Raw genomic sequence first — 19,516 nt, forward strand, 5'->3', positions numbered from 1 at the left:
GAGCAAATTAGTTCGTTGTCATCTTACAAGTTTATTCTTGAAGCCCTATTCTATGCAGCTTCATATTAAATTGGTATAAAGCAAACTAAATTTTTCCCCATACCTGGTTTTTTGACGAATATACTTCGTTGCATCCCTTGACAATAGTTAAAATACCCGGTTTCTTGGGTGTGTATTTTTGGGCAATAGGAGAAAATTTATTACTGTTAGTCCTGGAGGGATAAACCGGGTTTTTCAACCCCTTTTCTTCGTTCAAACTGACATCTTGCACCATTTTCAATAAGCTTTTTATGCGCGGGTTTTCCTGCCCAACCCCTACTCCCCACAAGAAAATTTAATTTTTGTGGAACAGGCCGGAAAGCCTGTTCATGACAGAGGTGTACTGGGCGTGAGTTAAAACCCTCAATAAGAGTTAAAAAACCCGGTTGATGAGAGTTGGAGTGCGGGCAGGACTGATTGCCAAGTTAAGAGTTTGCTCGGAATGATAAAAAAATACGGCAAAACCTGGTAGCAACCGGAGGTCGAAAAGCGATCGCCTTCCCAGACGGTTGCTGGAATCAACACCGCACCTAGAAACTCCCGAGTTAATGGTCGTAAACAGGATTATCTTTAGGACTAATTAAATTAAGCAATTTTTGCTTAATTTGAGCATCAAATACTTCCCATTTTAGCCTTGCATAATCGCTCTTCTCATTCCCACCAGAAAGAAATCCCACCGGAATTTCAAAACCTCCTGCTTGACTTCTGCCGCCACCAAAAAAGCGTCCTTGAGCATCTTGACCGAAGGCTTCTTTAATGAATTCGTCGGGGTCGAGAGTAAGTTTATTAGTTCGCAGCGAGCCAATTACTACTTCAATTTCTTCGTCTTTGTCGTGAACAATTGCGTAGACAACGGCTGTGTGTACGTTCTCTTCTGTTACTAAAAAGTCCGCCGCTTGGGGAATAGAATCGCGATCGTCATAGCGGAGGTAGCCGATGCCGGCAATCGAAAAATTGTTCTGGACGGTGCGGTGTTTGAGCGATCGCTCGATCGCATCCATCACCCACTTAGAACGAGACGACTGCAACACCGCATTCAGCAACTGCGGGTCGTAAAACCGGCTCAAATAAGCCGCAGCTAAAAAGTCTTCCTCCTGAGCTTGTCTGAGGGCGATCGTATCCGATCGTAAACCGTGCATCAAAGCTGTAGCACATTTGATATGCAGACTGACGCTGGGATCGAGAGTTAGAAGTCCAGCCTGTAAATACTCGGCAAAAATCGTGGCTGTAGCGCGGATTTGAGGGCGCAAATCGATAAATTCTGCGTTCATTTCCCCCTGCAAATTGTGATGGTCGATGACGGCGGCGATCGGAACTCCAGCGGCTAAAATAAACTGGGTTAAGCTACAAGTCGTCCCTTGGTTGTCGATGAAAGCGCAGCCCTGAAACACCGACAAATCCTTAGTTTTTACTGTTTCCAGGGTCCACCGCTGCAACGGCAACCCTGTCAATTTAACTAAGGCAATGTTTTCTTGGTGGCTGAGGGCGCCGGCGTAGATAATCTCGCATTGGATATCGTACTGTTCGGCAATTAATTTGTAAGTCCAAGCGCTTGAAAGTGCGTCGGGATCTGGAAAATCTTGCAGCAAGATTAACTGGCGAGTGCCTTTGTGCCGATCGAACATTTGGCGCAATTGCTCGACTTTGCGATCGTGCAATTCCTCGCGGAGACGGCCGCGATTCTCTTCAGAAGCAACTTCGGGTTTGCTGCGCCGTTTCCCAGGCGCACTCACTCCGGGTACAGCCTCGCTGCTGGCCTCAAGTTCACCTTCGCGGTTGCCGGATGTTCCATCGGAATTGTTAGGGAGATGGTCTTTCATCGTTGAAAATTAACAATTTAACTATTTCAGGATTTGCACGACATTCGATCCTAAACCCGGCTTCTTTGTAGATGCCTGTTTGTCAAAGCCCATACTTTTTACGACAAACCTGATTTAAGAGCGTAAATTTTCTGTTTACTTTTTTAAATCATGCAGAGAGTGTGTGTTGCGAGGAACCAAGCAATCTCATAACTAATAACTCCTGCAAAAAACCCCCGCGCTTGCGCTGACAGGGGTTTTAAAGGCCTATTACATATTTTTGCCATTCTTTGTGCATACCGCTCTTAACGTGTTTAGTGACTTCAAAATAAAGACCGCTGTGAGGTTTCCTAGGCGGATAGCGCAGCGACATTCCCGCTTCTTTCGGCGTGCGGCTGCCTTTATTGACATTGCAGCGCACGCAAGCGGTGACGAGGTTTTCCCAACTGTCCCCTCCCCCGCGCGATCGGGGAATTACATGATCGAGGGTTAAATCGTCCCCCGTATAACTGCAGTATTGACAAGAGTGTGCATCCCGGTGCAAGATGTTCCGGCGGGTCAGCGGAATATCCTTATAGGGAACTCGGACATAATGCCGCAGTCGGATCACAGTTGGTAGCGGGAAGTTTGGCGCAATAAATTTCCCGTTGTGTTCTACCTGTTCTGCTTTTCCTTTCAGCAACAAAACTACCGCCCTTCGCCAATTGGTGATGTTAAGGGGTTCGTAGGAGGCGTTCAGCACCAGAACATTGCCCATTGTTGATTATTAAAGAGAATATTTTTTTCGATGTTAACACAGGTTCCACTTTAGGTGGGACGGCTTCAGCAAGAGCGAGGCTCAGCAAAAAACGCTGAAAAACCGCACCTTTACCCTATTCCTTTGCGCCTGCGCCCCCTGTGGCTGCACCTATTTTCTGCCGTCCGTGTTTCTCAGCGAGCATTGTTCCCTGAGTTTTGGCGTAGATGAGGCCAGTGCGTGCGATCGGCAAAAATTGGCAAAATAAATTTTATTTTTTTCTCTAAATGCCTAATCTTCCCGGCAACAAACAGCTTAACTTTTTAGACTATTAGTAACCTTAAATGAAAAAGCTTATTACTGCTCATGAAATTTCGGCTCTTAAAGTCTGTTTTTAACGCGTCAATTATTGCCCTTGCTGGTTCGATTTTAGCAAACAGTCCAGCCTTTGCCCAAGCGCCTTCATTCTTTTGCGGCGCTGCTGGCGGCCGCCCAGCTACAATTGCTGTCCAACAAGGCAAAAATATTCCCGTTATTTTGTGGCTAGCTGATAACTATTTCAATGAATCAGGAGAAGATGCGATTACTCGGTGTACCAGAGTCTCAGGAATTCTCAACAACTCGCAACCGCAAGGAAGTTGGGAGAATATTGTCACAGCAGGTGCATCGACCAGCGGTCAACTAATTATTTGTGCAGCTAATCCTCAAGATGGTTCCTGTAGATTATTATATCAAGTACCCAAAGGTCAAAATCCAGAACAAGCCAGACAAGAACTTTTAAAAAGAGTTACAAATCCTAATGTAAGTGTTTCGCCTGTTAAAGTAAATTGATAGTCATAACTGATTAGCTACGGGTAGGACATGGCAATGCCGTGTCCTACTTGCTCAAGTCATGTATGCACCCTACTTGCAGATAGTTGAAACTCTGGTAAAATACTTCGGTTGAGTGGTGAAAAAATTGCAGCTTTGCTTCAGCAATTCTTCTAACCCTTCAACCTGCCTCAACCAGACAGTGCCGTTGCTTCCAGCTACAGCAATTTGCTTTCCGTCTCGACTCCAACTGACACTAACAACATTCTCCTCGAACTCAAATTGAGCAACCTGCCGCCCCGCTAAATTCCACAGCCGTACAGTCTTGTCAATTCCCACGGTAGCAAGCCGTTCTCCGTCGGGACTAAAACTAATTGATTTTGCATCAAAATGCAAGGTTTGAAATTCCTTAACTAATTCTTTTTCTGGCAGGTTCCACAGCCCAACTTTGCCATTCAATGTTACTGTAGTAAAGCGAGACGGGTGTTGAGCCGGAGTGAAACTGATCCCAATTGCTTGAACAGGCAGTGTTTTTTTCAGCTTGCCCGACCAATTCCAAATCCGCACTGTTGAGTTGCCATCTAAAGTCGTTATAAAATCGCCGTTTGGGCTAAAAGTTACGCTTCTCACTAAGCCGTTGTGACCAGGGAGTTTCACGACGCTAGACGATATTGATTTTGGCAGTTTTGACAATTTCCAAATTGCAGCATTGCTGTCTATTCCTGCTGCCGCCAACAACAGTCCGTCGGGACTAAAACTGATGCTAGTAACTGAGCCTAAAATCTCTTTGAATGTAGAAATATTTTTTCCTGATAAATTCCATATTTTAACTGTGCCGTCTCTCCCTGCCGTTGCTAAAAACTTACCGTTAGGGCTAAAGTTTACCATATTAACGGACTGCTGCAAAGCTTTCCATTCAACAAGTTTTTGCCCGAACACGTTCCAAATCCGAACTGTATCGTCTATTCCTGCGGTTACTAAAATTGGCCGATTTGGGCTAAAGTTGACACTTGTAACTGCACCGATATGAGCGTGCCACTTCATCTTTCTTGGTGGAAAAGATGAGGTTTTAATCTGCTCTTTTTCGCTAATTTTATCGAGGATGACTTGTAAGGCTAACAGCGGTATAGTCGCAGGATATTGTTCTAGGCGCGGTTTGTTTATCACCAAGGTTTTTAACTTTTTACCAGAGGCGATCGCCCTCAGTAAAGCTTCTGATAAAGCTTCGCTATTTTCTGTTTTTTGAGAAACAGCCAACAATAAAGCATCGCTGCCATTTTGTTCGATTTCAATACTTGCTTGTGCTAGTTTAAACCGCTGGTAAGCGAGAGTTGAAAAGCCGATCGCTGTCAGTAACGATGCTGCCAGTACCGCAGAACCGATGCCGATCCACTGTTTGGCTTTTTGTTTGGCAGAGTCAGCTTCACTCCAAGCTTTTTCGGCATCACAGACAGCTTTTTTGGTTTCGAGTGTAGCTGAACGCAGCAGTTGATTTTGGTCGCTCAAAATAACTTTCTGGCTGGCCGTCAAAAACTGAAAATCTTCGTTTCTCAAACTTTTTCCTGCCGCCCAAACTAATGCTGACTGCAAATCATCCCCTCGCAACAGTTGAGAATCATCTTCACAGCTAGAATTTAGCCAGAGTTTGATCGCTTCCGAGTAAGGCGAGAGTTTTTCTAATTTTTCTTCAATTAATTGTTTGTTAAATACAGCTTCATAAATAGGATTAGAAATTGTTAATTTTTCCCCCCGCTTAACGATTAATCCGCTTAATCGCAACTCCATTTGTTCGGCACTACCATCGGGGACAATTTCAGTTTGTTCTAAAATTTGCTGATAGAATCCCAGTCTCCTGACAATGCGCTGGTTTTCTTTGAAAAGCCGATCGCGAATTGTGGACAAATGTTCGGGCACATCTTGAGTTTCCCAATTCTCCACGATTTTCAAGCGCACTACTTTCTCCACCCACTCTTTAGAAGTGTTAATTTTATCTTTTTCCCCCTCTTGACAACGGGCGGCTGCCTCTTCCTCCCCCTCTTGGCAACGGGCGGCTGAATCTTCCTCCCCCTCTTGGCAACGGGCGGCTAAATTCGGGATTAATTGTGGATTTTCCAGCAGAAGTTTGCACAGCTTTTGAGTCAGGAACGGCTGCCCGCCCGTCCAATACAAAACCTCCCTCAAAACTTGATTAGGGCTGTCTGTAAGCTCTGCCAATCCCGCTGCTAGCGGTTGAGCTTCTGTTTCGTCAAAACCAGTTAATTCGATCGCCTTGCCAATATTAAAAGGGGTATTGCTGGTGGCATTTTGCTCGCGGCACAAATCTGTCGGCGATGCTACGCCTAAAAGGACCCAAGTTAGGCGATCGAACTCTGAATTGTTGGCGCGCTTGTTGTAGCACGATCGAATTAAGGCTAAAAAATCGTCGGCGGGAAAATCTAGGGCGAGAATGCTGTCGATTTCGTCAATAAAAATGACAATATTGCTGGAAATGTTGGGTAACAGTACGGTTTCGATGAATTCGCTCAATCTTTGAACCGGGGTTAAAAAATTGCGATCGCGCCACCAAGTCCGCACGTTGACAATATCCGACAGGTTAAAGTTATTTTCGAGGATGCGTAGCAAACCAGCATACCACTGTTCGGGAGTGACGCCGCGGTTGCCAATTTCCGAAATGTCGATCGCAGCACAAGCAATTCCTTCATTTCTCAGCCGCTGAATTGTCCGCACCTGCAAGCTAGATTTGCCCATTTGCCGGGAATTCAAAACATAGCAAAATTCCCCGGCCTTCAATCCGTTATAAAGGTCGTCGTCGGCTTGCCTCTTCACATAATTGGGAGCGTTATTGGTGAGACTGCCGCCGACTTGATAGTAACTGGGCTTTGTGGTAAAATTCATATAAGTTATTCGGCGGTTGAAACCACTACTAAACAAACAAAGTCCGCCTTCGCAGACTGAAGAAGTGAGGCGGTATTAAAGCATAATTCTGTATGATAAATTGTAACACAATACAGTATGAAAACTGATTGGACGGGATATAACGACGACAAAGACAAGTTAAGAGCTGAAATTTGGTCTTTGCTGATTCAGCAAGCCGCATCTATTGGCGATCCGTTTGGTCATATTCCAAACTTTATCGGTGCACAGTTGGCTGCAGAAAGATTGGCAACTTTACAAATATGGCAACAAGCAAAAACGATTAAGTGCAATCCAGATTCGCCCCAAATTCCGGTGCGGATGCGAGCTTTGCAGGAGGGAAAACGCCTGTATATGGCAGTACCGCGATTGACAGACGAGCGCTGTTTTGTAGAGTTAACTGCTGAGGATTTGCAGCGGCAAAATCTATCAATTGCCGAAAGTGCGATCGCCCGCAAAGCACTCACGTGCGGAAAATTAGTAAGTTTTGCAGAAATGGAGCCGATTGATTTAGTAATAGTCGGCTGCGTAGCAGCAGGGCCGGGCGGTGGAAGAACCGGGAAAGGTGCAGGATTTGCCGATTTGGAATTGGCTATGTTGAAGGAATTCGGGTTAGTACAAATCGATACGCCAATTGTCACAACAGTGCATCCTTTGCAAATAGTGGCAGATTCGCGTTTACCAATGCAAGCTCACGATTGGGCGCTGAATAGGATTGTTACTGCTGAGGAGGTAATTGAGACTAATACAAGTTATCCGCGTCCGACAGGGTTAGACTGGGATAGTATACGGCCGGAACAGTTGGAACAAATTCCAATTTTGCGAAAGTTGAGAGAGCAATTAACCAATAATCAATAGCTTTCAATCAAAATCAAGGCAAAAGAGCATCTACAGCGATCGCCCCAATTTCTATCCCTTCAATAATAATCGGTATAACAGCCGATCGCCCGAAATCCAACCTTTGACTATAATCAGGCTGCTCAACTTCAACAAGAGGTTGAGAGTACACCTCAACCAGTCCTTCAACAAGATTCACAATCCAATAAATTGCAATTCCAGCGCGGGCATAAATCCGTTTTTTTACAGTTCGATCGCGCTGAAGCGTCGTATCTGATACTTCAATAATAAGGGCAATATCTTCAGCCCCCGGATGCCGATCGAGATACTGTCGCGTCTCCCCTCGAACAACCACTAGATCAGGTTCGGGTTCGCTGTTGGAAAGCGTGATCGGTTCTTGGGAATCAACATACCACCCCGCAGGTAAAATATTCTCTAAAGCTGTTCTGACAAGACGAGTTGTGACTCGATGCGGTGGATTTTTTGGCATTTTGAAAACCAGCCAACCTTCCAGCAATTCTACAGAGTCATCATCCGTGAAAATTCCAGCTTGAATTATGGCATGATACTGCTCGATGCTCAAGCGGAAAATCAGATCGTTGGGAATTGCTGCGACGCTTTCAACAGGCGACATAACAGTATGTGGGAGTTGATTTAGTTATGATTTTACCGAGTTTTAACATATATCTACTTTGTGGTGAACACGCGCCACATAATGAAAACAGTAACACCTAGATAACCAAACACGGTTATCCAATCCAGCCAATTATCGGAAGTGATTAAAAAAATATCGTTCACTGGTCGCGTTTACCTGATGATTGTTAGAGTATTTAACTGCATTGTATACCAAATTTGGTTTAAATACTTTATACCTCTGGCATAATTTTTTGATTAATAGAGCAACCGCAGATTTAAGGCAGATTGACGCTGATTAACGCAGATAAATTCAAAAAAAATGCTTAATTTTTCTGAATCTTATACCTCTGGCATTCATTGGCTCTCCTATCTTAAAATTATCTGCGTAAATCTGTTGCATCTGCCTTAAATCTGCGGTTTACCTATTAATTAAAAAAAGTGCCAGATGTTAATTATACGATTTTACTCAAGTGCGATCGAAAATATTGTCGGTACAGTTCGCACCTCGGCACGCACTCGTTCCCCTGCAATCTCACCAACCCCAAACTGTCCAACTTAAAAGCCTGCATCGCCTTTAATGGCACCGGAGAGTCCGCAGTCACAATCTCTCTCATCCCCTGGGCCAACTCTGGATATTCTTCCAAATTCCACAACTGCCGGCGCAAATGGTCGCTGTAAATTCCCGCATCTGCGATCGCAGTTTCTTTTAATTCATCGAGTGTCAAACCCGATCGCGAAATGTGATATAATGCAACTCGCACTAAATACGGATGTCCGCCGACAACTGCCATCAATTCCTCAACTTCTGCCTCCGACCAATTCAAGTTGTGCCGCGCTGCTAACTCTTGTACTTGTTGATGGTTGAATTCCGGTAAATCGACGGGCAATCCGACGTTGAAAGGCGATTGATTGATGTTCATCGGGATGTAAACTTCGGTCGAGTGAACTACAATCAATCGCAGTTTTTTCCAGATGTCGCGCCGCTTCGATTCTTCGTGCCACGCCCGCAGCAGCCCTAAAAAGTCTTCGGCAATGTCGGGATATTGGAAAACGCGATCAATCTCGTCTAATCCTAAAATTAAAGGACTGTCGATTTGCGGTAAAATGTATTTTTCAAAGTAATCTTTGCAGTTGACTTTGCTGCCAAAAATCTCGTCCCAATAATCGTCTAATTGATTGGGTAAGTGCAACTCGCGACCGACGTAAGCGCAAAACCACTTTAAGAATTTATCTAAATTGGCGAATACGGCTTTATCTACTAACTGAAAAGTTAGCGGCACTGTGCAATAGCCTTGACGAGCTCCGTGATGCAAAATTCGGGCCATCAAGGAAGTTTTGCCCATTTGTCTCGGTGCTTTGATTCTAATTAACGCGCTGGGCTGCACAATAGTTTGATAGCAGCGTTCTTCGATGGGCGGGCGTTCTACATAAAATTGAGAAGCGACATCGACTTGTCCTCCCGGTAATTCAGGTTCGGCGGCGGGTAGAGGTATTTCGTCGCTGCTAATTTCTAATAGCTGTTTTTGTGTTAAATCTTCCGTTTCTTCTATGACGGGTGCGGGTTGTTCTGCTAGTAAATTCAGAACCTCTTCGATAATAATTGGAGTGTCGGCGGTGGTTTTCCATTCCCTCTGTTTGATGCGGTACAGATAGCCCCGCAAGTCGTGATTTAGAGGCGCGTTCAGGGGAAAGCCGACGCGGATGGGGAGAATTATTGGTTTTCTGTCTGGGCGGGAGTCTTGCAGTTCTTTTGCTTGCTGAACTTGATATGTTAGCAGTTCGCTTTGATTTCCGGTTGGCGGCAAAAGTATCAGCAAATAATCGCATTCTTGAAGGAACAAATTAATGCGGTCGAACCAATTATCTCCCAATCTAATGTTATTTTCTGCTGTAAAAACTGTATGACCGATCGCGCTTAAGGCTATTTCTAACTGTTTTCCTAACTCGCGATCGGGTTCGGCGCTGCGATAACTGACAAATACTTTAACAATTCTGCTGCTGGCTGTATCTTCCGCTGCCGGCGAATTGTCCAGCTCGTCTAAATTTTCCCGTTCCTCAAGTTTAGCCGATCGGTGGTCGCTAGCAGCCAGAGTCATTTCAAAAGCCGCGAACAACTGTCGAATTTTACTCAAATCCGCACCTTCTCTACCCTGCTTAATTTTGCTGACTGTATCGGCACCAACGCCAGATTCAGCCTCGATTTCAGTCAGAGTACCTCTAATGTTATTTCGGTCAGACCATTCTTGGAGCGCCTCGTTAAGTTTCTTTAAGCCAGAGGCAGTGAGAATGCGACCGCGATCACGTTTTGACTTGAGCACTTCGCTTGCAGTGAAAGGGGAACGAATTTAGAAATTTTAACGCCTTAAGTTCCTATTTTGGGCGATTTTAAGGAAGATAATCAGCCAGCCGGAATTTAAGGGATTTTACTTGGAGAGGTTTTTGGGGCGATCGACTCCTCAAACTCTGTCCTGATAACGGCTTCAACAGTTGAATATATTTGAGGAGAAAAAGTTTTTCTTAACTCCCCAATCTCCGCCACTAATCACCACTTAACTTTTTAGAGTAGATACACCAAGCAAAAAAGGAGCAGCCAAATGAGCAAAATCTTACACAGACTGGCAATGGCCGCTTTGGGAACCGCCGCCATTTTCACAATTAATACACTTAATAATTTAACAGAAGCATCAGCCGCTGGTAAATTTGATGAACCAGAAATTTATCAAAACACAGTTTTTCCACTTGGCGTACCGGGTCAGTTTCATAAATAGGCAAATTCATTCATTTAATTAAGGAGAAATTATGAAGTCTACACTGTGTTCGCCGCAACCTATAGCTACAAAATCTGACTCCGTTGATGCTGAGGCGATCGATGCCTGCACTGCACTTGCATGGGTGGAATTGGTAGCATTAGATGCCAGCGCTCTCACGGGGGATGATTGGCTGGCTTTGTGCGATGATATAGATAGCGGGGAAATCTACCGCTGCTGGTTTTTGTGGCGCGATCGCGAAGTTAGCGGTAATTGGGAAGCTTACGATCCTTTGAGCGATCGCCGATTTGTTGCTAAAGGAAAAGTGTTTCTAAAAGCCGCTATCGACTCGCTCGAAGATGCTAGAAATCGAGAAGTCGCCTAACTTGAATTCATCTCAGGTGAATAAAATTTGTGCCTGCAAAACAAGAATTCTGCCAAGAGAATCCGCCAGCGTACAAAGTTTTGTCGGCCTGCGCGATACTGGAACAAAAAGGGGTAATAGAACCGGATTTGATAGGAGTGCCGGAAACGGAATACTCCCAAAGAAAATAAAAACATTACGGCTGCGGGCAAGAGTTGACTGTATGATGCTAGGTGCTTCGTCTCGAAAGCGGTTGATAACGTTTTTCCAGTCGCTTTCTGGCTGCAGCCGTTAAACTATTTCTCTTCAAACATGACTCTAAAACTGCGATGGCTGTTGCCGGCCGCCCTTAGCCTTTTCTCGATCGCCCTGCCCGCAAAAGCTGATACACTAACATCTTGGCACTTCGATCCTAGGGGAAATCAGCTCAATTTAACCACAGATTCAGGAGTTCAGCCCCAAGTTAAACTAATTGTAAATCCCACGCGCTTAGTAATAGATTTGCCGGGAATAGTCTTGGAATATCCCGAAACTCCTCAAAGCTACAACTCAGCTATTCAACAAATTAGAGTGGGACAGTTTGACACCCAAACTACCAGGTTAGTGATACAATTAACTCCTGGTTATAAGTTAGATCCGCAAACAGTCCGAGTGATTAGACAATCTGCGACTCGCTGGTCGTTTCAGTGGCCGAATCCAGAGCAAATAGCGGGCAACGAGTCTTTCCAACCAACAGCCATTACTCGGATAGAACAAACAACCGATCGAGTTCCGGAAACTGTTTCACCAGGAAATCAGAGAAACTATTCCGCTGATTTGGGAATGTCAACAGGCTCGGAAATGACCGCAATTAAGCCTCAAATCCAAAGTGCGATCGAACAGTATAGATCCCTGAGCGCCGGAATGTTTTTTCTGGATTTAGATACAGGAAACTATTTGGATATTAAGGGCGATCGAGTATTTCCGGCCGCGAGTACCATCAAATTACCAATTCTGATTGCTTTTTATCAAGATGTAGACGCCGGCAAAATTAGCCTAGACGAAACATTAGTTATGAAGTCCAACTTAGTGGCCAGCGGTTCTGGAACTATGCAAGACAGACCAAATAACACTCGGTTTAGCATCAGAGAAACCGTAGATAAAATGATTACCATCAGCGACAATACAGCCACCAACATGATTATTGAACGTTTGGGGGGAATTGCTAAAGTCAACGAGCGTTTTCGCAGTTGGGGATTAACTGATACCAAAATTCGCAATTGGCTCGGCGATTTTCAAGGAACAAATACCACAAGTTCTGTGGATATGGTAAAGCTGCTGGCGATGCTATCTCGCGATAAATTAGTTTCTGAATCGAGTCGGGAACAAGCTTTAGAATTACTGCGGCACACAACAACTAGAACGCTTTTGCCTTCCGGTTTGGGCCCCGGCGCAGTTATTGCTGACAAAACTGGAGATATCGGGTTTGTGGTTGGCGATGCGGGAATTATTGATATGCCCAACGGCAAGCGTTATTTAGCCGCAATTTTTGTCAAACGTCCTTACAATGACCCGATTGTGAGAGATTTTGTGCGTCGGATTTCGCGGATTGTTTACAATTACTTAGACCAATCTGCGGCGAGAGTACCGGATAATTTGCGTTGATCAGACAATTCGGCGATTGAAATCGCTACTAAACAAACAAAGTCCGCCTTCGCGGACTTGAAGAGAAGATTTTTAATTACTAATGACTATTAGACCTCTTGCAAAAATAATTAGGACGGGCTCTCCGGCCCATCCCACAAGAGTTATTTTTTCTTGTGGGATGGGCCGGAGAGCCCGTCCCATCAATTGAGGAAAAGGATTTTTGCAAGAGGTTTATTCTTTGCGCTCGACAGCGACAGTCAAATGAGCCGCAACTGCCCCAACTGTAGCAAGTACAGCAGCAATTGGAAAGACTACTGATCCGGCAACGCCGCCCACCAATCCCGCCATCAGCGGAATGTCTGCCAAAGTCCGCCCTTGCGAGTTTTTGATGACGAGGCGGCGGAGTTTTCCTTGCTGAATTAGTTCTTTGACTTTGCCAATTAAACTGTCGGCGCTAATCTTAAATTCTTCTACTCTCACTTTTTCCTCTGTTGCAAATTCTGAGGTGTATAACGGAGTTTCAACTGTTGGGTTGGCTGAATTTCCTGCCGCTGCTGTTTCGTCTTGTAGAATCGTTACTTGTTGTTCTATTTGTGAGTTCATTTTGTGTAAGGGCGGGTGAAAACCAGCCGTTTAATTTCTATACTCTTATCTTCGGCGATCGCACTTGGCAATGACAGGCAAGGAAACCCTACAATCTGCATTCGTACTTTCCCCCCCTGCCTTTTTACTCAAAACTTTATTTTTGTCTGGTTAGATCGGGGCGGGTATATCTATTCCTAAAGATAGAGAAAATATTGTTGAAACAACCCGTCTCTAGATACAAGTAAGGTGCGTCCTGCTAGCCATGTCAAGGTAGCTGCTGTGTGTTGGATTTTTAAGTTGGACACCAAGCGAACTAAAGTCAGGGAAAATTATTAAAATTAAAACTTTATATTTCTACAATGACTTCAAAAGTGATTGCTATCTAGGCACAATCGACCTATGTCTTGCAATGCCAGTTCCCAAAAGCACCCCAGAGATAGCGATCGCACTGGCGAATTACAATAAAATCTGGAAGGCAAACCGACTACATCAACGAACATCTGAATCAAGATATTAAGCTTGCAGATTTAGCTCAATTGCTGGGCATGAGTCAATTTCATTTCAGCCATCTTTTGAAGCAGTTGATAGACACATCTCCCTAAGAATATTCGCTCGCCCAACGGGTAAAACGGCCAAAGCAATTGTTGAAACTTTCGAGCTTGAACATAAAATGATTCATTTTCTCGGTTGTGCCGATGGGTCGGCGTACCGCCACCAGGTGTAACAATTACCTCACCAAGCGCATAGGTTTCCCCTGTTTCTTCACCAACTGCCTTGAAGGTATAGAGGTCTTGACCAAAGTAGTAAGAACGACCTTGACCGGGTTCAACAAAAAGTCCGTTTTGATGAATAGTTATTTGTTAATTGGTAAAGCGAAGTGTTAGCTGGCTGGGATGGCTTTTTGTGGAATCTTCTTCACGAATTTAGAGTTTTCTCAATACGCCGATCGGGGATAAGCCACATTATTGCAACTAAAACATACAGCATGAAAGCCAACCATGAGTTCACAAAGGAAAGCAGGATTGCTACGGCATAAATGACCACTGATACCTTACCCTTAAAGTCTCGCCCAAGTGCGATTGCCAGAGTGGAATCTTTACCGTGGTGAGAAATAAGAACACGAGTAAGAATGAAGTAAGCGATCGCAGCCAACAACAGCACTGTGCCATAAAGCGCAACTGGCCAGGCCGCGAAGTGGTTCTCGCCTGTCCAGGCAGTGACAAAGGGAATGAGTGACAACCAGAACAGCAGATGCAAATTAGCCCACAACACATTACCATTGACGTGCCGAGCCGCCTGTAACAAGTGATGGTGGTTGTTCCAGTAGATACCAAGATAAATAAAACTGAGTACATAGCTCAGAAATACTGGAACTAGCGGACGCAGCGCAGCTAAATCAGCTTCATGGGGCACTTTCAATTCCAGCACCATAATGGTGATGAGAATGGCGATTACACCATCGCTGAATGCTTCTAACCTGCCTTTACCCATTTTTGTAGCTCCTCCTTTTTTGCTGGCGCTGGCGCTGGCGATCGCTCCTAATTCCAAAAATAACTTAGCATAAGGTCGGTTGCAGTGCTGTGTGATACCCCGATCGCCCGGTTGCACTTACAAATAAAGCTAACGATTTTGGTTGTTGGGAAATTTTCTTGTTGTGTGACATTCGTTGTCTTCAAGTTCTGCCAAAGGTTCAATACAATTAATTTTTAGCTCTTCCTCTGGCCAAATCTTCATGGCTTCGTGAATCATGCCATATTTATCGCATAGCGCAATAGTGTGTTTGATGATCTAATAACTGTTCCAAGATTTATAAAATTACGGTTTGCATACATGGTTCCTCATGTTCTGATCAATTTGACGATTGATGCCAATAATAGTATATTATAATTATGAATCCACCCCTAAAGCCTGTTGAATGGATTGCCAGTTCCCTGGATGACTTGAAAGACTTTCCTGAAGAAGTTCAGCAGGTCATAGGGTATGCCCTGTATCAAGCGCAGTCTGGTCAGAAGCACCCAGACGCGAAGCCGCTCAAAGGGTTCAAAGGTTCTGGAGTTCTGGAAGTTGTTGAGAACTTTGACGGGGACACTTACCGCTCGGTTTACACAGTCAGATTTGAGGGGGCTGTGTATGTCTTACACGCGTTTCAGAAGAAATCTAAGCATGGAATTGCCACTCCCAAACAAGACATTGAACTGATCGAAGCGCGACTAAAACGAGCCAAAGAGCATCATGAAGAATACTACAAACAATTCCTAAAGGAGGGCAAAAATGACTGATGAAATTAAGGTGCGATCTAGTAGTGGCAATATTTTTGCCGATCTAGGGTTGCCAAATTCTTCAGAATTATTGATTAAAGCGGAACTTGTTCGCCAAATTAGTTCACTAATTACAGTGAGAAAATTGACTCCGAGCGAAGCAGCAAAACGCCTTGGAATTGATCGCTCTAAAATCACTGATTTGCTGCGTGGCAAACTATCTGAGTTTTCAATCGATCGCCTGTTCCGGTTCTTAAACGCCCTTGGTAGTGATGTGGAGATTCGGGTGATTGCAAAACCTGAATCTGATTCAGACGCTAAGACAAGAGTGATTGCTATCTAGGCACAATCCAGCTCTGACAGATCGATTATAGACATTTCCGTATTGGTGTGGGTTCAAAAGCCACAGCCATTCGCAGCAGATAGTTTCGGCAATTTATGGGCATGACACCGAGAACCGGAGCGATCGAATTTAGCGATCAAGCTTTTGTTTAGTACGCAGGCTAACGGCTTCATCAACAACCTCACCGCTACTACCAGAAGACGAAAAAAAGCAGTGATGAAGCCCCGCATATTCATCGTCCTACTACTTTAATCTTAGGGTTAGTTCATCAATACGTTTCCTAATTTCTGTTTCGGGAAAGTCAAGTTTTCGATACTTTTTGTAAAACTTTAACAATGTGTAATGAAATGAGCTAAATCTAACTTTTGGTATCTGCTCATCCAAAATCTTGAAAAGATCCACTCGATCTGGTAGACACTGAGCCACGTTGTTAAATAGCCAGTAATCTTGGGCTATCAAAAACTTCGGCTCATAAAGTGCAGACATTAGCTTATGTTTCAAGTGAGGTTTTACTATGGAAATACCAACGCTAACTATTCGTCGCAATACAGAATCATGTCTAAAGCTAACTCTATTTTCAAGCCAGTGGAAATAAAGTTCTATGCCTTGATTAACCTTCTCAATATCTTGAGGTTCATCAAGTAACTCAAAAATCTCGAACGCCCAATATTTATAATATTTATCGCGAGAGGTGAAAGGCTCAACCTTGCTAGAATTTATATTTAGATTAATTTTGAATAATTCCTTTGAGGCTTCAAAGAGAATTTCGTAAGCACTTTCCTCATTCTTAGCCATAATTATTTGATCGTCAGAATATCTGAGGTAACAAGCATCATACTTATCGCACTCAGCTTTCATAAAAGCATCATAGTCTTGTAAATAAAAATTGGCTAGAATGCGAGAGCAGTCACCAACTTCATCTTGAGGTATTCCGACAGATTTTTGTGAGTATCTTTCAAATCTACGATTCCAATTTCTAAGAAAGTGAAAAAGCAAATCAATTATAAAAGCATTTTCTTTTGAAGTAGTAGCTAATCTAATTTTATCTTCGAGAAGACTAAGATTTATCGTGTCATAAAAATTGGCAATATCAAACTTCAGGAAAAAACAATGATTTGGATTTTGACTATAAAGATAAGCACGTTTCTGAAATTCCTTCCAATTTTCTGACCACTTGTAGGGGTTGTAACTATTTTGCGGAATTGGTGACGGAGGTGCCAATTTTTCTAACTCTTTCTCTTCGCTTTTCCGTATTGGATTGCCTAAGCTCCAACCTCCAAATGTTCCATCAACCCGGTTAATGGCAATAACTTCTTCCAACTGTTTGATGCAAAAGTAATAAGTGCAGTTTTCGCGTAAATCAAAGACTGGCACTATTCTTGAGACGCAATTGTGCTTGTCAAAAACTACATACTCACGTGGAAGCCCAGGGTAATAGTGTCGGTGAGTAATGTCATCATGTAGCTTTTGAAGTGTCTCTATCTTCTTGGGTTTATTACTCGATGAGTATGGAACTAAGGTTTCCTCAATGATTTTTTCCCAGAAGCGCCCAGCAAATAGATTAAGGAAATCAGTCTGGCTAATCATGTAACATCTATAAATAAGCCTCTCGCTAACAGCCTGATGGTCGGATTAAAATATTCTGATTATTTATCCATAAATAATATAGCATCGGTATTTTACCGCATACGGTTTTTGTTTGTCAATCCCTACTCGCGATCGCGCTTCAGTCAAAGTTCACCCATTTATCAAGATTTAAATAGTCGGAAAAATTGAGTTCGTCCTTGTCTTGAAGAAGTTTCATTATAACGACAGACAATACCGATGCAACCGGACTTGATCGAACTTGCGTTAAACTAAGTCAGGTAAATGACTTTCTATACTCATGACTATTTTTACTCTGCGATCGATCAAAAAAGACTTCGGCATCAAGGAACTATTGACAGATGCCAGCTTCAGCCTCGATGAAGGCGATAAAGTCGGACTCATCGGCACCAACGGTTCCGGCAAATCAACCCTGCTGAAAATGATTGCAGGCTTGGAGTCGATCGACTCTGGCGATCGCTGGGTCAATCCAGGGTCTACAATTGTCTATCTGCCCCAACAGCCGGATTTAGACGAAAATCACACTGTGTTAGAGCAAGTATTTGCCGACAGTGGCGAACAAATGGCTTTAGTGCGCGAATACGAGGAAATTTCCGCTCAATTGTCCCACGGCAAAGGCGATACAGACAAGTTGATGGCGCGTCTGTCTGCAGTGTCTGAACGCATCGATGAGGTGGATGCGTGGGACTTGGAAACGAAGGCAAAATTGATTTTGACAAAGTTGGGGATTGAGGATTTTGATGCGAAAATTGCCGACTTGTCGGGCGGCTACCGCAAGCGAATTGCCTTAGCAACGGCTTTGTTGTCCGAGCCCGATGTGTTGCTGATGGATGAACCGACAAACCACTTGGATGCGCTGTCTGTGGAGTGGTTGCAAAACTATTTGAACGGCTATCGCGGTGCTTTGCTGCTGATTACGCACGATCGCTATTTTCTCGATCGCGTTACCAATCGCATCCTAGAGATCGATCGCGGCGACCTTTACAATTATGCTGGCAATTACGCTTATTACTTGGAGAAAAAAGCACTAGCTGAAGAATCCGCCGCCAGCAGTGTTCGCAAACACGCGGGTGTATTGCGGCGCGAATTGGAATGGCTAAAACGCGGGCCGAAGGCGCGCAGTACCAAGCAAAAAGCTCGGATCGATCGCATTAAAGATATGCGAGCCCAGGAGTTCAAAACAGCCAACGGCAAAGTCGAAATTGCAACAGCGGGCCGCCGGATTGGTAAAAAGGTAATTGAGTTATTGAATATCTGTAAAGCCTATGGCGATCGCACTTTAATTAAAGATTTTACCTACAATTTCACACCCGAAGACCGGATAGGAATTATTGGCTGCAACGGTGCGGGAAAATCGACACTGATGGATATCATCACCGGACGCATTCAGCCGGATTCGGGTACTGTAGAAATTGGGACAACCATTCATATCGGTTATTTTGACCAGCATTCAGAGGATTTGACGCCCAACGAAGACCAGCGAGTCATCGAATACCTGAAAAGTGTCGCGGAATTGGTGCAAACGGCGGATGGAGAAATAATTACCGCTTCTCAAATGTTGGAGAAGTTTCTGTTTCCACCTAACCAACAGTATGCACCGATCAACAAACTTTCTGGCGGGGAAAAGCGCCGGTTATTTCTGTTGAAAGTGCTGATGAGTGCGCCGAACGTGCTGATTTTGGACGAACCGACAAACGACCTGGACGTGCAGACTTTGGCGGTTTTGGAGGATTATCTCGAAGATTTTAACGGCTGCGTGATTGTGGTGTCGCACGATCGCTATTTTCTCGATCGCACGATCGACATGGTTTTCGCCTTGGAACCGGGCGGCAATTTGCGCTTGTATCCCGGCAATTATTCGGTGTATTTAGACTATAAGAAAGCGGAAGAAGCTAAGGAAGTCCAAGGCCAAAAAGAAAAAGAAAAGCTTACGCGGATCGCTGAATCTAACAATTCAAAATCCCCTACTTCCACTCAAAAATCTACCAAAATATCCTTCAATGATAAGCGGGAATACGAACAATTAGAAAGTAAGATTCCGCAGATGGAAGCTGAAAAAGAAGAGATTGAGAAGATTTTGTCTAACAATGCTCCTAGCGGGTTTGCAGAGATGAAGAAGTTATCGGATCGTTTGGCTCAGTTGACGCAGGATATCGATCGGGCCACTGAGCGCTGGTTGGAATTGGCGGAACGGGTGGGTTAATTTGGGTTGTCCGAG

General features: G+C 44.2%; 18 protein-coding genes. 10 read left to right on the top strand and 8 right to left on the bottom strand.

The features are described 5' to 3' along the window. Nucleotides 1-584: 584 nt before the first annotated feature. Nucleotides 585-1,859 carry a bifunctional oligoribonuclease/PAP phosphatase NrnA gene (locus QUA25_RS18585; RefSeq protein ID WP_333040359.1) on the bottom strand — a complete coding sequence of 425 codons (1,275 nt, stop codon included), beginning with the start codon at nucleotides 1,857-1,859 and terminating at the stop codon, nucleotides 585-587. 238 nt (nucleotides 1,860-2,097) lie between these two features. Further along, nucleotides 2,098-2,595: an HNH endonuclease gene (locus tag QUA25_RS18590; protein ID WP_006633674.1), complete on the bottom strand. Its 498-nt coding sequence runs from the start codon at nucleotides 2,593-2,595 to the stop codon at nucleotides 2,098-2,100. 345 nt (nucleotides 2,596-2,940) lie between these two features. Here QUA25_RS18590 and QUA25_RS18595 point away from each other — a divergent pair, with 345 nt between their 5' ends. Further along, entirely contained in the window at nucleotides 2,941-3,405 is a 465-nt protein-coding gene (locus QUA25_RS18595) for a COP23 domain-containing protein (protein WP_333040361.1), read from the top strand. Between the two features lie 72 nt (nucleotides 3,406-3,477). Here QUA25_RS18595 and QUA25_RS18600 read toward each other — a convergent pair whose 3' ends face one another. Continuing rightward, complete coding sequence (locus QUA25_RS18600; RefSeq protein ID WP_333040362.1) at nucleotides 3,478-6,279, bottom strand: AAA-like domain-containing protein; 2,802 nt, start codon at nucleotides 6,277-6,279, stop codon at nucleotides 3,478-3,480. A 117-nt stretch (nucleotides 6,280-6,396) separates the two neighbouring features. Here QUA25_RS18600 and QUA25_RS18605 point away from each other — a divergent pair, with 117 nt between their 5' ends. After that, on the top strand, nucleotides 6,397-7,155 hold the full coding sequence (locus QUA25_RS18605) for a 5-formyltetrahydrofolate cyclo-ligase (protein ID WP_333040364.1): 759 nt from the start codon (nucleotides 6,397-6,399) through the stop codon (nucleotides 7,153-7,155). 13 nt (nucleotides 7,156-7,168) lie between these two features. Here QUA25_RS18605 and QUA25_RS18610 read toward each other — a convergent pair whose 3' ends face one another. Together QUA25_RS18610 and QUA25_RS18615 are read right to left on the bottom strand one after the other, a co-directional pair. Further along, entirely contained in the window at nucleotides 7,169-7,768 is a 600-nt protein-coding gene (locus tag QUA25_RS18610) for a Uma2 family endonuclease (RefSeq protein ID WP_333040365.1), read from the bottom strand. A gap of 454 nt (nucleotides 7,769-8,222) precedes the next feature. Then, nucleotides 8,223-10,088, bottom strand: a complete 1,866-nt coding sequence (locus QUA25_RS18615) for an AAA-like domain-containing protein (RefSeq protein WP_333040367.1) — start codon at nucleotides 10,086-10,088, stop codon at nucleotides 8,223-8,225. A 276-nt stretch (nucleotides 10,089-10,364) separates the two neighbouring features. Between QUA25_RS18615 and QUA25_RS18620 the strand changes: the two genes are divergently transcribed. From QUA25_RS18620 to QUA25_RS18635, 4 genes are all read left to right on the top strand, one after another. Continuing rightward, entirely contained in the window at nucleotides 10,365-10,538 is a 174-nt protein-coding gene (locus QUA25_RS18620) for a hypothetical protein (RefSeq protein WP_333040368.1), read from the top strand. Nucleotides 10,539-10,569: 31 nt separating this feature from the next. Continuing rightward, nucleotides 10,570-10,902, top strand: a complete 333-nt coding sequence (locus tag QUA25_RS18625; RefSeq protein ID WP_006633666.1) for a hypothetical protein — start codon at nucleotides 10,570-10,572, stop codon at nucleotides 10,900-10,902. A 29-nt stretch (nucleotides 10,903-10,931) separates the two neighbouring features. Beyond that, nucleotides 10,932-11,072 carry a hypothetical protein gene (locus tag QUA25_RS18630; protein WP_333040369.1) on the top strand — a complete coding sequence of 47 codons (141 nt, stop codon included), beginning with the start codon at nucleotides 10,932-10,934 and terminating at the stop codon, nucleotides 11,070-11,072. 121 nt (nucleotides 11,073-11,193) lie between these two features. Beyond that, nucleotides 11,194-12,525 carry a serine hydrolase gene (locus QUA25_RS18635; protein ID WP_333040371.1) on the top strand — a complete coding sequence of 444 codons (1,332 nt, stop codon included), beginning with the start codon at nucleotides 11,194-11,196 and terminating at the stop codon, nucleotides 12,523-12,525. Between the two features lie 213 nt (nucleotides 12,526-12,738). On the opposite strand, the gene QUA25_RS18640 is transcribed toward QUA25_RS18635, so the two are convergent. Then, entirely contained in the window at nucleotides 12,739-13,110 is a 372-nt protein-coding gene (locus QUA25_RS18640) for a DUF4342 domain-containing protein (RefSeq protein ID WP_333040373.1), read from the bottom strand. Nucleotides 13,111-13,592: 482 nt separating this feature from the next. Between QUA25_RS18640 and QUA25_RS18645 the strand changes: the two genes are divergently transcribed. Then, on the top strand, nucleotides 13,593-13,694 hold the full coding sequence (locus QUA25_RS18645; protein ID WP_333040430.1) for a helix-turn-helix transcriptional regulator: 102 nt from the start codon (nucleotides 13,593-13,595) through the stop codon (nucleotides 13,692-13,694). Between the two features lie 313 nt (nucleotides 13,695-14,007). On the opposite strand, the gene QUA25_RS18650 is transcribed toward QUA25_RS18645, so the two are convergent. Continuing rightward, nucleotides 14,008-14,640, bottom strand: a complete 633-nt coding sequence (locus QUA25_RS18650; RefSeq protein WP_333040374.1) for a TMEM175 family protein — start codon at nucleotides 14,638-14,640, stop codon at nucleotides 14,008-14,010. A gap of 341 nt (nucleotides 14,641-14,981) precedes the next feature. On the opposite strand from QUA25_RS18650, the gene QUA25_RS18655 reads away from it, so the two are divergent. Then, complete coding sequence (locus tag QUA25_RS18655; protein WP_333040376.1) at nucleotides 14,982-15,371, top strand: type II toxin-antitoxin system RelE/ParE family toxin; 390 nt, start codon at nucleotides 14,982-14,984, stop codon at nucleotides 15,369-15,371. Further along, complete coding sequence (locus tag QUA25_RS18660; RefSeq protein WP_333040378.1) at nucleotides 15,364-15,693, top strand: helix-turn-helix transcriptional regulator; 330 nt, start codon at nucleotides 15,364-15,366, stop codon at nucleotides 15,691-15,693. Before QUA25_RS18655 ends, QUA25_RS18660 begins: the two co-directional genes overlap by 8 nt. Before the next feature lie 243 nt (nucleotides 15,694-15,936). On the opposite strand, the gene QUA25_RS18665 is transcribed toward QUA25_RS18660, so the two are convergent. Then, nucleotides 15,937-17,280 (bottom strand): RNA-directed DNA polymerase, encoded by a 1,344-nt coding sequence (locus QUA25_RS18665; protein ID WP_333040380.1) that lies wholly within the window; start codon nucleotides 17,278-17,280, stop codon nucleotides 15,937-15,939. A gap of 298 nt (nucleotides 17,281-17,578) precedes the next feature. Here QUA25_RS18665 and QUA25_RS18670 point away from each other — a divergent pair, with 298 nt between their 5' ends. Beyond that, the gene (locus QUA25_RS18670; RefSeq protein ID WP_333040382.1) at nucleotides 17,579-19,501 is read left to right on the top strand and encodes an ABC-F family ATP-binding cassette domain-containing protein; all 1,923 of its coding nucleotides are present in this window, start codon (nucleotides 17,579-17,581) and stop codon (nucleotides 19,499-19,501) included. Nucleotides 19,502-19,516 lie beyond the last annotated feature (15 nt).

The sequence above is a fragment of the Microcoleus sp. Pol17C6 genome (genome assembly GCF_036701145.1).
In the GTDB taxonomy this organism is placed as follows: Bacteria; Cyanobacteriota; Cyanobacteriia; order Cyanobacteriales; family Microcoleaceae; genus Microcoleus.

What these genes read in the sequence shown, in the direction of transcription:
- QUA25_RS18585 (WP_333040359.1), bottom strand. Translation starts at nt 1,859, where the DNA reads ATGAAAGACCATCTCCCTAACAATTCCGATGGAACATCCGGCAACCGC.
- QUA25_RS18590 (WP_006633674.1), bottom strand. Translation starts at nt 2,595, where the DNA reads ATGGGCAATGTTCTGGTGCTGAACGCCTCCTACGAACCCCTTAACATC.
- QUA25_RS18595 (WP_333040361.1), top strand. Translation starts at nt 2,941, where the DNA reads ATGAAATTTCGGCTCTTAAAGTCTGTTTTTAACGCGTCAATTATTGCC.
- QUA25_RS18600 (WP_333040362.1), bottom strand. Translation starts at nt 6,279, where the DNA reads ATGAATTTTACCACAAAGCCCAGTTACTATCAAGTCGGCGGCAGTCTC.
- QUA25_RS18605 (WP_333040364.1), top strand. Translation starts at nt 6,397, where the DNA reads ATGAAAACTGATTGGACGGGATATAACGACGACAAAGACAAGTTAAGA.
- QUA25_RS18610 (WP_333040365.1), bottom strand. Translation starts at nt 7,768, where the DNA reads ATGTCGCCTGTTGAAAGCGTCGCAGCAATTCCCAACGATCTGATTTTC.
- QUA25_RS18620 (WP_333040368.1), top strand. Translation starts at nt 10,365, where the DNA reads ATGAGCAAAATCTTACACAGACTGGCAATGGCCGCTTTGGGAACCGCC.
- QUA25_RS18625 (WP_006633666.1), top strand. Translation starts at nt 10,570, where the DNA reads ATGAAGTCTACACTGTGTTCGCCGCAACCTATAGCTACAAAATCTGAC.
- QUA25_RS18635 (WP_333040371.1), top strand. Translation starts at nt 11,194, where the DNA reads ATGACTCTAAAACTGCGATGGCTGTTGCCGGCCGCCCTTAGCCTTTTC.
- QUA25_RS18640 (WP_333040373.1), bottom strand. Translation starts at nt 13,110, where the DNA reads ATGAACTCACAAATAGAACAACAAGTAACGATTCTACAAGACGAAACA.
- QUA25_RS18655 (WP_333040376.1), top strand. Translation starts at nt 14,982, where the DNA reads ATGAATCCACCCCTAAAGCCTGTTGAATGGATTGCCAGTTCCCTGGAT.
- QUA25_RS18660 (WP_333040378.1), top strand. Translation starts at nt 15,364, where the DNA reads ATGACTGATGAAATTAAGGTGCGATCTAGTAGTGGCAATATTTTTGCC.
- QUA25_RS18665 (WP_333040380.1), bottom strand. Translation starts at nt 17,280, where the DNA reads ATGATTAGCCAGACTGATTTCCTTAATCTATTTGCTGGGCGCTTCTGG.
- QUA25_RS18670 (WP_333040382.1), top strand. Translation starts at nt 17,579, where the DNA reads ATGACTATTTTTACTCTGCGATCGATCAAAAAAGACTTCGGCATCAAG.